Origin of the sequence: Myxococcus sp. AM011 (genome assembly GCF_013372595.1) — a bacterium.
GTDB classification, from domain to species: Bacteria; Myxococcota; Myxococcia; order Myxococcales; family Myxococcaceae; genus Myxococcus; species Myxococcus eversor.
Window position 1 is genome coordinate 1 of the sequence record NZ_JABXEM010000307.1, and the last position, 12,598, is coordinate 12,598.

The 12,598-nt window shown below is 69.0% G+C and carries 10 protein-coding genes; 7 read left to right on the plus strand and 3 right to left on the minus strand.

From position 1 onward, the window contains the following. The first annotated feature begins 166 nt into the window (after positions 1-166). From HUW62_RS40545 to tpx, 6 genes are all read left to right on the plus strand, one after another. Complete coding sequence (locus HUW62_RS40545) at positions 167-1,231, plus strand: mannose-1-phosphate guanylyltransferase (RefSeq protein ID WP_163863909.1); 1,065 nt, start codon at positions 167-169, stop codon at positions 1,229-1,231. A 201-nt stretch (positions 1,232-1,432) separates the two neighbouring features. After that, positions 1,433-3,382: a protein kinase gene (locus tag HUW62_RS40550; RefSeq protein ID WP_163863908.1), complete on the plus strand. Its 1,950-nt coding sequence runs from the start codon at positions 1,433-1,435 to the stop codon at positions 3,380-3,382. A 249-nt stretch (positions 3,383-3,631) separates the two neighbouring features. Then, positions 3,632-5,002, plus strand: coding sequence for a phosphomannomutase/phosphoglucomutase (locus HUW62_RS40555; protein ID WP_163863907.1), 1,371 nt, complete (start codon positions 3,632-3,634; stop codon positions 5,000-5,002). A gap of 2 nt (positions 5,003-5,004) precedes the next feature. Continuing rightward, positions 5,005-5,556: an NADPH-dependent FMN reductase gene (locus HUW62_RS40560; RefSeq protein WP_163864349.1), complete on the plus strand. Its 552-nt coding sequence runs from the start codon at positions 5,005-5,007 to the stop codon at positions 5,554-5,556. A 14-nt stretch (positions 5,557-5,570) separates the two neighbouring features. Then, entirely contained in the window at positions 5,571-6,503 is a 933-nt protein-coding gene (locus HUW62_RS40565) for an ROK family protein (protein ID WP_163863906.1), read from the plus strand. An 18-nt stretch (positions 6,504-6,521) separates the two neighbouring features. Beyond that, positions 6,522-7,040 (plus strand): thiol peroxidase, encoded by a 519-nt coding sequence (gene tpx / locus HUW62_RS40570; RefSeq protein ID WP_176437478.1) that lies wholly within the window; start codon positions 6,522-6,524, stop codon positions 7,038-7,040. A gap of 49 nt (positions 7,041-7,089) precedes the next feature. Here tpx and HUW62_RS40575 read toward each other — a convergent pair whose 3' ends face one another. After that, the gene (locus tag HUW62_RS40575) at positions 7,090-7,494 is read right to left on the minus strand and encodes a hypothetical protein (protein WP_176437479.1); all 405 of its coding nucleotides are present in this window, start codon (positions 7,492-7,494) and stop codon (positions 7,090-7,092) included. A gap of 133 nt (positions 7,495-7,627) precedes the next feature. Here HUW62_RS40575 and HUW62_RS40580 point away from each other — a divergent pair, with 133 nt between their 5' ends. After that, the gene (locus HUW62_RS40580) at positions 7,628-8,434 is read left to right on the plus strand and encodes a helix-turn-helix domain-containing protein (protein WP_240356198.1); all 807 of its coding nucleotides are present in this window, start codon (positions 7,628-7,630) and stop codon (positions 8,432-8,434) included. Positions 8,435-8,470: 36 nt separating this feature from the next. On the opposite strand, the gene HUW62_RS40585 is transcribed toward HUW62_RS40580, so the two are convergent. Then, entirely contained in the window at positions 8,471-9,805 is a 1,335-nt protein-coding gene (locus tag HUW62_RS40585; protein ID WP_176437480.1) for a hypothetical protein, read from the minus strand. Beyond that, positions 9,802-12,024, minus strand: a complete 2,223-nt coding sequence (locus HUW62_RS40590; RefSeq protein ID WP_176437481.1) for a hypothetical protein — start codon at positions 12,022-12,024, stop codon at positions 9,802-9,804. The genes HUW62_RS40585 and HUW62_RS40590 overlap by 4 nt, the downstream gene beginning before the upstream one ends. Positions 12,025-12,598 lie beyond the last annotated feature (574 nt).

The following is a 12,598-nucleotide window of genomic DNA, read 5'->3' on the forward strand; positions in this document are numbered from 1 at the left end:
CTCTGAAGGTGGGAGGCGCAACGGCCTGGGCGGGGGCTTCATGGGAAGCGGCTCCCCTCTTTCCCGGAAAGGCCGAAACGCTATGGTGCGCCGCCATCCACGCTGGGGGAAGACCCTGGCGCCTCCCGCTGGCGACGAGCCGGCACTCGCAGGAGTCGTACCCCGCATGGCCCTCTATCCCGTCATCATGGCCGGTGGCTCCGGCACTCGCTTCTGGCCCCTGTCCCGTCAGGCGCGGCCCAAGCAGTTCCTGCCCCTGGCCTCCAAGCTGCCGCTCATCACCGACACCGCGGGCCGCCTCAAGGGCCTGTCGACGGTGAAGAACACCTTCATCGTGTGCGGCCCCCTGCACGCGAAGGCCGCGGCGAAGCTGGTGAAGGGCCTGCCCAAGGCGAACATCCTCGTGGAGCCGGTGGCTCGGAACACCGCGCCCGCCATTGCCCTGGCAGCCGTGCACGTGGCCGCGAGAGACCCGAAGGGCATCATGGTGGTGCTGCCCTCGGACCACCACGTCGCGGACGTGGCCGGCTTCAAGCGCACGCTGGAGGAGGCGGCCCGCATCGCGGAAGGCGGGCACATCGTCACCCTGGGCATCCAGCCCAACCGACCTGAGACGGGCTACGGCTACATCCAGGTGGGTGACGCGCTCACGGGCGGTGGCCGGGGCGTGAAGGCGTTCAAGGAGAAGCCCGACGTCGCGACGGCGAAGGCCTATGTCTCCTCGGGCGAGTACCTGTGGAACGGCGGCATCTTCGTCTTCCGCGCGGACGTCATCCTGGCCGCCTTCGAGCAGCACATGCCGGAGATGAAGAAGGGCCTGTCCGCGCTGAGCAAGGTGGCGGGCAAGCGCACGTTCGGTTCGGTGCTGAAGAAGGTCTTCCCGAAGCTGCCCTCCATCTCCATCGATTACGGCGTCATGGAGAAGGCCTCCAACATCGCGGTGCTGCCCGGGGACTTCGGCTGGTCCGACGTGGGCTCCTTCGCGGCGATTCCGGAGGTCCGCCCGGCGGACGAGAACGGCAACGTCATCTCCGGCGCCTCGGCGGTGGTGGTGGACTGCAAGGGCTGCGTGGTGCTCGCGGACAAGCGCCCCCTGGCCGTCGTCGGCCTCACGGATGTCGTGGTGGTGGACTCCGGTGACGCGGTGCTGGTGGTCCCCCGCGAGAAGAGCCAGGACGTGCGCAAGGTCGTGGAGGCGCTCAAGGCCCGCAAGCTTCAGAAGTATCTGTAGGCGCAGGCGCCCAGTGTGCGCTGGAGAAACTTCCGACCCGGGGGCTGAAAGAACTTCCGCTTCGTGGGTAACGGGTTTCCCCGGGTTCTCGTCCCGTCGGGAGGTTGTCCTGTCCGGTGGGTGACGAAGCCGGGGGTGCACGGGGGTTGCAGTGTCGTCGCCGCCCGCCCCATTCCGGGGCGGCAGGGGCGGTGGGCGAACATGGCATGCAGGCACTGCGCGGTGGAGCATCCGGTGGGCACGGGCTGTCCCCGGGCGCCTTCGCTGGAGGGGCAGCGTCACGGTCCGCTCGTGCTGCGCCAGTCGCTGGGAGCCGGAGCGCTCGGCACGGTGTACCTGGCCGAGCACCAGCCCACGGGCCACCGCTTCGCGGTGAAGGTGCTGCACCCGCACCTGGCCGCCCAGCCCATCGTTCGCGCGCGCTTCCAGGCGGAAGGCCGGGCGCTGCGCACGCTGAAGCACCGCCACGTGGCCCGCGTGCTCGACGTGCGCCGGGGGCCCGGTGGCCTGCCCTGCATGTTGATGGAGTACGCGGAGGGCGAGCCCTTCTCGCGACTGCCCATGCCGCTGGCCTCGGCGGAGGTGGTGCTGCTGCTGGCCCAGGCGCTGTGCGCGCTGGAGACCGCGCACTCGCGAGGGCTGGTGCACGGTGACTTGTCCGCGGACAGCCTCATCCTGACGTGGGACTCGCGCGGTGAGCGGCAGGTGAAGGTGCTCGACTTCGGCACGCAGGCGGTGCTCTCCGCCAGCCTCTCTCCGGAGGAGCGCGCGTGCGGCATGGTGGTGGGCTCGCCCGCCTTCCTCGCGCCCGAGCAGTGGGCGGGGGACGCGGTGGATGGGCGCACGGACCTGTATGCCCTGGGCGTGGTGGGCTACCTGCTGGCCACTGGAAGGCTGCCCTTCGGCTTCGGCCGCGTGGGCGGGATTTCTCCCACGGAGCCGCACGTGCTCAATCCGCGCGTGCCTCCCGCGCTCTCCACGGTGTTGCTGCGCGCGCTGGCCCAGCGTCCCGGAGAGCGCTTCCCGGACGCGCGCTCCTTCCGCGAGGCGCTGCTGGAGAGCCAGGGCATCGGTCGGCTGGAGCCCTCTTTTCCGTCGCGCACGCGCACGTCGAAGGGCGGCGTCTCCATCTTCGGGCACATCCTCCCCGAGGATGGCGCCACGCCGCTGCATGTGGCGCTGCGCGACGCGGCCCATGGCAACGCCGCGCCGACGGAGGTGAAGCCGCCGAGCATGGAGTCGCCGCGAGGGCTGGGCGTGCGGCTGGGGTTGGCGACGGACACGGAGCTGGTGTCCGTGCGCGTGGGCGACGTGACGGTGGACGGTTTCTTCGCGACGTGGTCGGGGCCGCTGCCGGAGCTGGCCTCGCAGCTCCCGGTGGAGCTGTCACTGGGAGGCCGCAAGGTGGCGTGCGACTGCGACGTGGTCCGCCACGTGACGCGCGACGAGGCGCGGGCGTGGGGCGGGGCGTCGGGCCTCTATGTCCAGTTCGCGGGCGAGGCGGCGCGGGAGCTCCTGGGCCGCGCGCTGGGCGTGGGCGTGACGCGGGGGGCGCTGGACGCGGAGCCCGTGCCGGACGCGGAGCTGGCGCGGCTCCTGTCTCGCGCGGCCGCCGTGGCGAAGGACCCGTATGCCCTGCTGGGCGCGCTGCCGCACGAGGACTTCGAGCAGGTGCGCCGCCGCGCGAGCGCCGCGCTGCGCCGGCTGAACCTGTTCCGTCAGCGCGCGCTGCCGCTGGGCCAGCGTCAGGCGCTGGAGTCGCTCCTGCGCCGCGTGGAGGCGGCCGGACGCGTGCTGGGCGAGCCCGTGTCGCGCGCCGGCTTCGATGCGACGCGAGGCAACCTCGCGGGGGTGGCGCGCTGCCTGGACGCGGGCCTGACGGAGACGCAGGCGGAGGTGCTGCGCCGGGCCTTCCTCGCCGCGCGTCCCCTGGCCGAGTCGCGGGCCCGGGCCCTCTTCACTCAAGGGCACGCGCTGGAGGCCCGAGGCTCGCTGGACGCCGCGCTGGAGCGCTACATGGAGGCCCTGTCGTTGGATCCGCTCAACGCCTCCTGGCTGCGCCACTCCCAGGAGCTGCGCGGGCGGGTGCGCCAGGGCGCCGTCACCCGGAGCCTCGAGTCCCGGGGCCTGGAGGCTGTCACCACGCACTGAGTGACTCCCCCGTGACACCCTCCGCGTCCCGGGAGGGCTGGGGGCCCTGGAGCACGGACCGCCGCCTGCCCGACAGTCGGGCATGGCCGGGGGTTGATTGGCACCCCAGGGACTTGTGAAGGGTCCCCGAAGGGCCTCAGTTCAGCAGGTTGCGCGCCTGTGTCGGCGGGTGCCGGGAATCCTGGCGCTCGTGTAGAGTCCGCCGCCCTCTGTCATGCCCTCCGGTTTCGCGAGGGCGGGGACACCTTCATGAACGCGCATATCTTCCGCGAGTACGACATCCGAGGTCTGGTCGATAAGGACCTCACCGCCGAAGTGGTGGAGCTCTTGGGCAAGGGCCTGGGCACCATCATCCGGCGCAAGGGCGGCCGCTTCATCGCCGTGGGCCGCGACTGCCGCGAGTCCTCCACCCGCTTCCGCGACTCGCTCTGCGCGGGCCTCACGTCCACCGGCCTCAACGTCTTCGACGTGGGCGTCGTCCCCACGCCGCTGGTCTACTTCGCCGCCAACACCCTGCCGGTGGATGGCCTGGCCATGATTACCGGCAGCCACAACCCGCCGGAGTACAACGGCTTCAAGGTGGGCGCGGGGAAGACGACCTTCCACAGCCACGAAATCCAGGCGCTGCGAAAGCTCATCGAGGCCGCTGACTTCGAAGTCTCCGCCACGCCCGGCACCGTCACCCCGTTCGACATCATCACCCCGTACAACCACTTCGTGAAGCAGACGGTGAAGGTGGGCCGCAAGGGGATGAAGATCGTCATCGACGCGGGCAACGGCACCGGCGGCGCCATCGCCGTGCCGCTGTTCGAGAGCATGGGCTTCGAGGTGGTGCCCCTGTTCTGTGAGATGGACGCGACGTTCCCCAACCACCACCCGGACCCGACGGTGGTGGAGAACCTCCAGGACCTCATCGCCGCGGTGAAGCGCGAGAAGGCGGAGGTGGGCATCGCCTACGACGGCGACAGCGACCGCATCGGCGTCATCGACGACCAGGGCAACATCCTCTGGGGTGACCAGATCATGGTCCTCTTCAGCCGCTACGTGCTGAAGGACAGCCCGGGCGCGGCCATCGTCGGCGAGGTGAAGTGCAGCTACACGCTGTACGACGACATCGCGAAGCGCGGCGGCAGGCCCATCATGTGGAAGGCGGGCCACTCCCTCATCAAGGCGAAGATGAAGGAGGAGCACGCGGAGCTGGCCGGAGAGATGAGCGGCCACATCTTCTTCAAGAACCGATACTTCGGCTTCGACGACGCGGTGTACTCGTCCGCGCGCCTGCTGGAGATTCTCACCCACGAGAAGCAGAAGCTGTCCGAGCTGCTCTCCGACGTGCCCAAGACGTTCGCCAGCCCCGAGCTGCGCTTCGACACGAAGGAAGAGAAGAAGTTCGAGATGGTCAAGCGCGCCACGGAGACGCTGCGCGCGGCGGGCCACGACATCATCGACGTGGACGGCGTGCGCGTGACGTTCCCCGACGGCTGGGGCCTCATCCGCGCCTCCAACACGCAGCCCATCCTCGTCCTCCGCTTCGAGGCCAACACGCAAGAGCGCCTCAAGGAGATCCAGGAGCTCATCGAGGGCACCGTGGCCCGCGTGCAGAAGGAAGTGGGTGGGTGAGCATGTCGTCGCCTCGCATCCTCGCCATCAGTGGAAGTCTCCGTAACGGTGGGTTCAACCAGCTGCTCCTGGCGGTGGGCGTCGAGAAGGCCCGCGCGCTGGGGGCCGAGGTCGATGTCGTGGACCTCAAGTCGCTCGGCATCCCCCTCTATGACGGTGACGTGGAGGCCCAGGGGCTTCCCGCGCCCGTCGTCGCGCTGCGCGAGCGGGTGGGCAAGGCCCAGGGCTTCCTCTTCTCGAGCCCCGAGTACAACTCGTCCATTCCCGGTGGCCTGAAGAACGCCATCGACTGGGCGTCGCGCGCGCCGGGCCGGCTGTTCCAGGGCAAGTGGGCGGCCATCATGGGCGCCAGCCCCGGCAACTTCGGCACGTCGCGCATGCAGCCCCACCTGCGTCAGGTGATGTCGTCGGTGGGCGCGCTGGTGCTGCCCAACCAGGTGCACCTGGCGAAGGCGGCGGAGGCCTTCACGCCCGAGGGCACGCTGAAGGACGAGGCGAAGAAGAAGGAAGTCGAAGCGCTGGTCACCGAGCTGTTCGGCCGCGTGAAGGGCTGAGAAAGGACACCGCCATGGCGACGCTTGGAATCGACCTGGGTGGAACGTTTGCCCGCGCCGCGGTGGTGGACGCGGCGGGGAAGGTGCTCGCATCGGCCAAGGTGGCTCTGGAGGAGCGCAGCCCGTCCGGAGTGGTGGAGACGATTGCCCGAGCGGCGTCCGAGGCGGTGAAGTCCGCGGGTGTCGTGGTGGGCGGCTGTGGAGTCGGCGCGGCGGCGCAGATTCACAAGGACTCCGGCGTGCTGTCGGTCGCCCCCAACCTGGGCTGGCGCAACGTGCCGCTGGGCCAACTGCTCACGGACCGGCTGGGGCAGAAGGTGAAGGTGGTGAATGATTTGTCCGCCGCCGCCTGGGGTGAGCTGCACGCGGGCGCGGGGCGTGGCGCCCAGGATTTGCTGGTGGTCTTCGTGGGCTCGGGCGTGGGCAGCGCCATCATCGCCGGTGGACACCTGCTGGATGGCGCGGGCGGCGTGGCGGGAGAGCTGGGCCACATCAAGGTGGTGCCGGGCGGCCGGCGCTGCGGCTGTGGCGAGCAGGGGTGCCTGGAGGCGTATACCGGCGGGCACAACCTCATCGCGCAGTCGCGCGAGCTGCTGGCGGCCGGGAGCTCGCCCGCACTGGCGGAGCTGGTGGGGAATGACGCCTCGAAGCTGACGCCGGTGACGCTGGAGCAGGCGGCGGAAGCAGGCGACGTGGCGGCTCGGGAGGTGTATGAGCGGGCCGCGCAGTTCCTGGCGCTGGCGGTGGCCAACCAGGTGACGGTGTTGAACCCGGCGCGACTCATCCTGGGCGGTGGGGTGTTGAACCACTGCCCCGGCATGCGGCGCCGGGTGCTGGAGGGTGTGCGGGCGTGGGCGTCCCAGACGTCCCGCGAGGGGTTGCTCATCGCCGACGCGGAGCTCGGTGACGACAGCGGCCTCATTGGTGCGGCGTTGCTGGCCGCGTGATGAGAGGAGCGCGGATTCATGGCCGAGTTCAAGAACCAGGTCACCTACCGGGGACAGCCGGTGACGCTGGAAGGGGATGGACAGGTGCAGGTGGGCGACGTCGCGCCTGACTTCACCGTGTTCAAGGGGTTCTTCGAGTCCCACCAGCTGTCGGAGCTGAAGGGGCAGGTGGTGGTGTTGAGCGTGGCGCCCAGCGTGGACACCAAGGTCTGCGCCATCCAACTGCGCATGTTCAACAAGCAGGCGACGGACATGGGGCCGGACGTGAAGGTCTGGTACCTGAGCCTCGATTTGCCCTTCGCCCTCAACCGCTTCAGCGCGGCCGAGGGCATCAACAACGTCGCGGTGCTGTCGGACTACAAGAACCGCGAGTTCGCGCGGAAGTACGGCCTGTTCATGAAGGAGCTGGGCCTGCTGGCGCGCAGCACCTTCGTGGTGGGTCGGGACGGCCGCGTCGTGTTCCGGGAAATCGTCCCGGAGATGATGCACGAGCCGGACTACGACGCCGCGCTGGAAGCGGTCCGCAAGGCGCTCTGAGTCGTCGAGCGCCGCGCCGCTTCCAGGCGCGGGTGTTGTGTGAAGCGCTTCAGGCGGGCACCACGCGGGCCTGCTTGACGGCCATCAGCTCCAGGCAGGTGAAGCCCGCGACGGCGAGGGCCTGCACCAGGGTGAAGGCCTGTCCCCAGAGGGTGGGCTGCACCCAGCCCGAGGCGAGCAGGACGAAGCTGTCCACCGTCCACAGCACGTTGGCGACGATGACGGCCCAGACGAGTGCCCGGTGAACGAGCGGGCGCATGGCCAGGAAGACGAGCAGCGCGGCGAAGGGCAGCAGGCTGAAGCCCGCCGAGCGCAGCAGCGTGACGTGCAGGCCCAGGAAGTCACTCAAGGGCCCCGCGGCGAAGAACATCAGGGCCCCGGTGGCGCCGCTGATGAGACCGTCGGCGAGCAGGACGTGGCCCAGCAGGGTGCGGGAAGCGGGAATGGCGCTCATGGAGGTGTCCTTGGGAGAGCGGCGCCGGAGAATCCGGCCGCCGTGTGAGACACAAATTGCGCGCCGGGGGATTTGAAGTCGATTACGTGCGAGGTAATTGGAGCGCTTCCCCCGCGTTCCTAGTGTCAGGGGCATGATGATGCCGAGCCGTCCGGTGGGAGAGTTGCTGCGGGAGTGGCGTCAGCGCCGCAGCTTGAGTCAGCTCGATTTGGCATGCCGCGCGGACGTGTCGGCGAGGCACGTGAGCTTCCTGGAGACGGGGCGCTCCACTCCGAGCCGGGACATGCTGCTGCATCTGGCCGAGGAGCTGGACGTGCCGCTGCGCGAGCGCAACGCGTTGCTGGTGGCCGCGGGCTTCGCACCGGTCTATTCGGAGAACGAGCTGGATGGGCCGAGGATGGGCGCGGCGCGCGAGGCGGTGGAGCTGGTGCTCTCCGGACACGAGCCCTATCCCGCGCTCGCGGTGGACCGGCACTGGCAGCTCGTCACGGCCAACCGCGCGGTGGGCGTGTTGTTGGAGGGTGTGCCCGTGGAGCTGCTCCAGCCTCCCATCAACGTGCTGCGGCTGAGCCTGCATCCAGAGGGCTTAGGCCGGCGCATCCTCAACCTGGAGCAGTGGCGCGCGCACGTGCTGACGCGGCTGCAGCGACAGGTGTCGAGCACGGCGGACGTGACGCTGATGGCGCTGCTCGACGAGCTGCGCGCGATGGGGGCTCCGAGCAGTTCGGCGGAGCCGGACTACGCGGGCGTGGTGGTGCCGCTGCGAATCCAGACACCGAGAGGTGTCCTGTCCTTCATCGGCACGACGACAGTGTTCGGCACGCCGGTGGACATCACCCTGGCGGAGTTGGCGATTGAGTCGTTCTTCCCGGCGGACGCGGCGACGGGGGAGCTGTTGCGCAAGGCCGCGGCCGAGGCAGCGCGTCACTCCGACGCGTGATTCCTGCTCGACCCGGCGAGGAGTGGCAGTGCCAGATCAGCCCCGGTACCGCTCTGCCTCACGGAAGAACTGGGTGAGCGAGTAGTCGAGTAGCGACTGGCGGGACTGCATGTGCCGGCGGGCGCGGAGGAACGGCAGCCAGACGCGCTTGCCCACCCGCACCTGGGACTCCTCCCTCTTCTTGCGCAGCACCCACGTCCCGCCCAACCGTCGCACCAACACGTCTCCCAGGTAGGCCCCTAACGCCGGAGCGGTGTGACTGTCGATGAGTTCGCGCGTGTACCGCTCTGGGAAGTTCTCCCTCCAGAAGTAGAAGTCCAGGTCCGTGAGGGACTCAGGCGTTTCATCCATGATGGAGGGCAGCTTGGTGTGCAGCGCTGCCACGAGGCCCTCGGACAGGTCTCCATAGGAAGTGAGGACGCGCTCCGGATTCTCCACGTCCGATGGAAGGGCGGCAGGGAGCCACTCCTCCGGCTCGGGTGGCCGGAAGGCGTTGAGTTCGGCGATCTTCTGTTGCCGCTCGCTGATACCGAACTCGTCCGGAAGCCGATTCAAGAGCGGCGCCACGTCAGGGTGGAAGCGCGGCTCGACGGGGACGAGTGCGGCGCTGCGCTCCCTCAGCGTGCGCAGCACTGTGTCGAAGTCGAGGTCCGGCCTCAGGTGGACATGGGCGCGGGCCTGCGCGACACGCGCCTCGTCACTATCGAAGTCAGCGGCAGTGGGGCGCAGCACCAACAGGACGGCGCCATTGGGGAGTTCCTCCACGAGGTGCGCAGGCGTCGAGAGCATCCGCTCACGACCTACGCTTTCTACGAGCTTGGGGCCGAAGACGTTCAGCCAGCACAGCTCATAAATCTTGTCGAACCCGTCCCGCCGCCGTGTCGCATCGTCACGACCGAAGGAAGGAGCGCCCGCGAGGCTCAGGTCGGCAAGGCTGTGTGCTGCGGCATAATCCGAAGGATACAGGGAGGTCCAAGCACGGGCCGCTGCCACAAAACCACGACAGGTCTCCACGTCAGCGAAGACTGAGAGTGGCTGCACACTGATGCTGACCCACAACATGGCCTGTTCGTCCTCCGGCCCGAGATTGAGCACCAGCGACACGCTGGGATTCTCCGAACGGACAAGCCCGATGATCGTTCCGTATTCAGTGCGGCGCTCCTCCATCGCGCGCCACACCGCATCTCGGGAGTATTTCCGAGTGCGACTCGACTTGACGAAAGTCGGCATCCACCCGTTGGCGCTCTCTTCAAGAGCATCAAGGAAGGGAGCCACTTCGCGCTTCAACCCGTTCCTCGGGTCGTAGGCTCCAGCAAAGGAGAAGTGCAGACCATCCACCCTGCTCAGGTCACGCAGCGTCAGCACTTTCATTGAAACAGCACCTCCACGCCCTTGATATTGCGCTGCGCCGCATCTGCCGCGTTGTCCAACGCGAATCGTCCTTCAGGCAGAAGATCCTTACCCTCATAGACGAGGCGTACCCTTCGAACATCCGCCTGCTGTCTCATGCCAGCCCGAAGAATCTTCAACGTTCCTCCGTAGAACGCCATTGCGTTACTGGCGTCCGTATTCAACTGCACCGCCAGCGCATTGCGGTCCAGAGCGGCGAGGTTACGACTCTTGAAGCTGAACGTCTCCACCCGAGGTGGCTGACCCGGTGGGGGGCGCTCCTCGATGACGAGGACGTCGACGTAGCGAAAGTCCACCTTCGACACGCCCACGTGCGTCTCGATGCGAGGCTGTTCGAAGTCCCCAAGCCAGCGCCGCTGTGCGCGGGGCAACGCGGCGTCCGCCTCCAGGATGGCGACCATGGCATTCTCGAAGGCCATGCCCCGAGCATAGTAGGCGCGCATCCCTTCGTAGCCCTCCCACTTGAGGGGGCCCTTGACGGCTTCACCATCTCGAATCTCCTTCAGCCGTCTCTTGCGGTAGGCCACGTACTCCCGCCAGAGCGCGGCTCCCGTCTCGACTCCTGGCGGCGGTTCATTCAGCTGGGACGCCAGCTTCTTCAGCAGCTTCACATCCTTCGGGAGCCGTGGACCCGAGGACTCCAGCTCCGCCTGGAACAGCTTGGCCTTCGCTGCCTCCGTGGCGGACACCTCTGCGTTGCGCGCGAAGAGGTCCGCGCCGCCAGCCCGCTTCTCCGCCGCGCCCTTCGTGGCCGCGGGACGGGCGGACTCGCGACTGGCAACACCTCTCGTCGATGCCGCGCTGGGGGACTCGCGGCTGGCCTCCGCCAGCATCGCCTGCGCCTTCGCGGGGTTTCCGCGCGCCTCGTACAACGCCAGCAGCCCCGCCTCGCCCCACTCGGCGGCCACCAGCGCGCCCTCGCGGCTCGCCTGGAGGTAGCGCAGCAGCTCGCGCGCGGCGTTGATGCCCAGTTGCTCTTCCAGGCGCGCCATCAGCGCCTTCATCCCGCCCACGTCGAGCGCCGGCATCTGGAGCCGCCGTGGCCCTCCGCGCGCCTCTACCAGGGCCCGTGCGCCCTTGCCCCCGGCGTACACCGCCACTGCCAGCGCGGCCGGCGCCAGTTCGCGCGTGGCCTGTTCGTACCTGCCCTGCGCCAGCGAGGACGCCCCGTGCCCCGTCCCCACCACCAGGTGGTAGAAGCCCACCGGCACGCCGAAGGTGAGGTGGTCGAAGACCCCCGCCGAGACGCTTCCCGGCGAGTAGTGCCGCTCCATCAACGCCTTGTGCACTTCGTCGAGGGCGGCCTGGTAGGGCGGTGGCAGTTGCCCACGCAGCGCCATGAGCTCCGTGTACCGGGCCTCACCGCTCACCAAGGTGCTGGAGAGCATGTCCCGGCCCGCGCGTCCCAGCCCGCGCAGCACGTCGCGGCCCTGCTCTCCCCGCTCCGGGAAACCTTCCAGCACCAGGCCCCGCCGCTTCAGCTCCTCGCGAACAGCGGCCATGGCGCCCAGCGTCTCCGCCACCTGCTTGTCGCGCGCCAGTAGTTGCACCAACTCACGCAGTTCATCGTCGAAGGCGGAGTGAAGGACGAAGAGCGCGAGCACCTCGGCGTGCGGCACGCCGTACTTCTCAGTGGCCGTGACAAGGAAGGCCGCGCGCTTGCGCCCGAGGACTTCCGAGGCTCGTGCATCCAGCGGACCGAGGGCGCCCAGGCGGACGGAGTCCCAGTCCGTGAGGGACTCCACCAGCGCGGCCATGTCCACGCCGTGTTGCATGGCCACGAACTCCGCGGGCGAGGCACACGCCAGGAATGGCGCCAGCACCTCACGGCTGGAGTCCAGGTGGGGCCAGCCCGAGGGCAAGGCCTTGCCACCACAAGCGACATGCCCACGCCCCCCTGACACTCTCGGGCTCTGCCCTTCCCCATGCTCGCCGTCATCGGCGACGGGCTCTCGTCGACGGAGCAGCGGCTCCTCATCTCCCTCTGCCTCGGAAGCGGAGCCTGTCTCTCCCGCCACACCGCCCACCGCGCTCCTCACCCCCTGGGCGGAAGCAGCGAAGGGCCTGAAGGCCAACGTGCCCCCATGGCCAGGACGAGTGGGAGATGAGGCACAGCCCGCGCTGACCACCACCGCCAGCAGCAGGCTCAGGCGCGCACGCACCAGACGCTCAGCGCACATTGTCCATCCCCAGGCCCACGGCGACGAAGGCGCCAGGCCGAAGCGTCCCCTCCGCCGTCGGGAGCAGCAACGTGCCGCCTTGCCCGACCGCGTACAGCTTCCCTCCGAGGAAGCGCCAACGTGCCTCTCCCGAAACGAGGTAGCGCCCCCTCGGCTCGCCGATGCCCACCGCCAGCCCAGCGACTGCCACCGTGACGTCTCGGTGGAAGACCTGCACCTCCAGCCGGCCGTCCACGTCCACGCGGCCCCAGTTGAAGACCTCCGCGCCCATCGTCAGGCGCAGGTGGCGATTGCCCGGGGTGCGCAGGCGCTCCGCGTCCCAACTCAGAATCACCTCGCCATAGGCCGAGTACCCTTTCGGGAAGGGCACGTCCGCCAGCGGCACGGAGACCGGGCCGGCCACCTGAAAGCGTGCGAGCTCGTAGTCGGGTCCAAAGGTGCCCTGGCGAAAGCCTCCGCGCTGCATGCGCCCCTCCAGGCGAGCTCGCAGGTCCATCGTCGACGACACGGACTCAACGCCCACGCCAGCCACCGCCCCCCACCTGTCCCCTATACACATCTGACGCTGCCGACG

Bases quoted from the DNA above. Each gene is read 5' to 3' on its own strand.
- HUW62_RS40580 (WP_240356198.1), top strand. From the start codon at position 7,628: ATGATGATGCCGAGCCGTCCGGTGGGAGAGTTGCTGCGGGAGTGGCGT.
- HUW62_RS40555 (WP_163863907.1), top strand. From the start codon at position 3,632: ATGAACGCGCATATCTTCCGCGAGTACGACATCCGAGGTCTGGTCGAT.
- HUW62_RS40565 (WP_163863906.1), top strand. From the start codon at position 5,571: ATGGCGACGCTTGGAATCGACCTGGGTGGAACGTTTGCCCGCGCCGCG.
- HUW62_RS40575 (WP_176437479.1), bottom strand. From the start codon at position 7,494: ATGAGCGCCATTCCCGCTTCCCGCACCCTGCTGGGCCACGTCCTGCTC.
- HUW62_RS40550 (WP_163863908.1), top strand. From the start codon at position 1,433: ATGGCATGCAGGCACTGCGCGGTGGAGCATCCGGTGGGCACGGGCTGT.
- HUW62_RS40560 (WP_163864349.1), top strand. From the start codon at position 5,005: ATGTCGTCGCCTCGCATCCTCGCCATCAGTGGAAGTCTCCGTAACGGT.
- HUW62_RS40585 (WP_176437480.1), bottom strand. From the start codon at position 9,805: ATGAAAGTGCTGACGCTGCGTGACCTGAGCAGGGTGGATGGTCTGCAC.
- HUW62_RS40590 (WP_176437481.1), bottom strand. From the start codon at position 12,024: ATGTGCGCTGAGCGTCTGGTGCGTGCGCGCCTGAGCCTGCTGCTGGCG.
- HUW62_RS40545 (WP_163863909.1), top strand. From the start codon at position 167: ATGGCCCTCTATCCCGTCATCATGGCCGGTGGCTCCGGCACTCGCTTC.
- tpx (WP_176437478.1), top strand. From the start codon at position 6,522: ATGGCCGAGTTCAAGAACCAGGTCACCTACCGGGGACAGCCGGTGACG.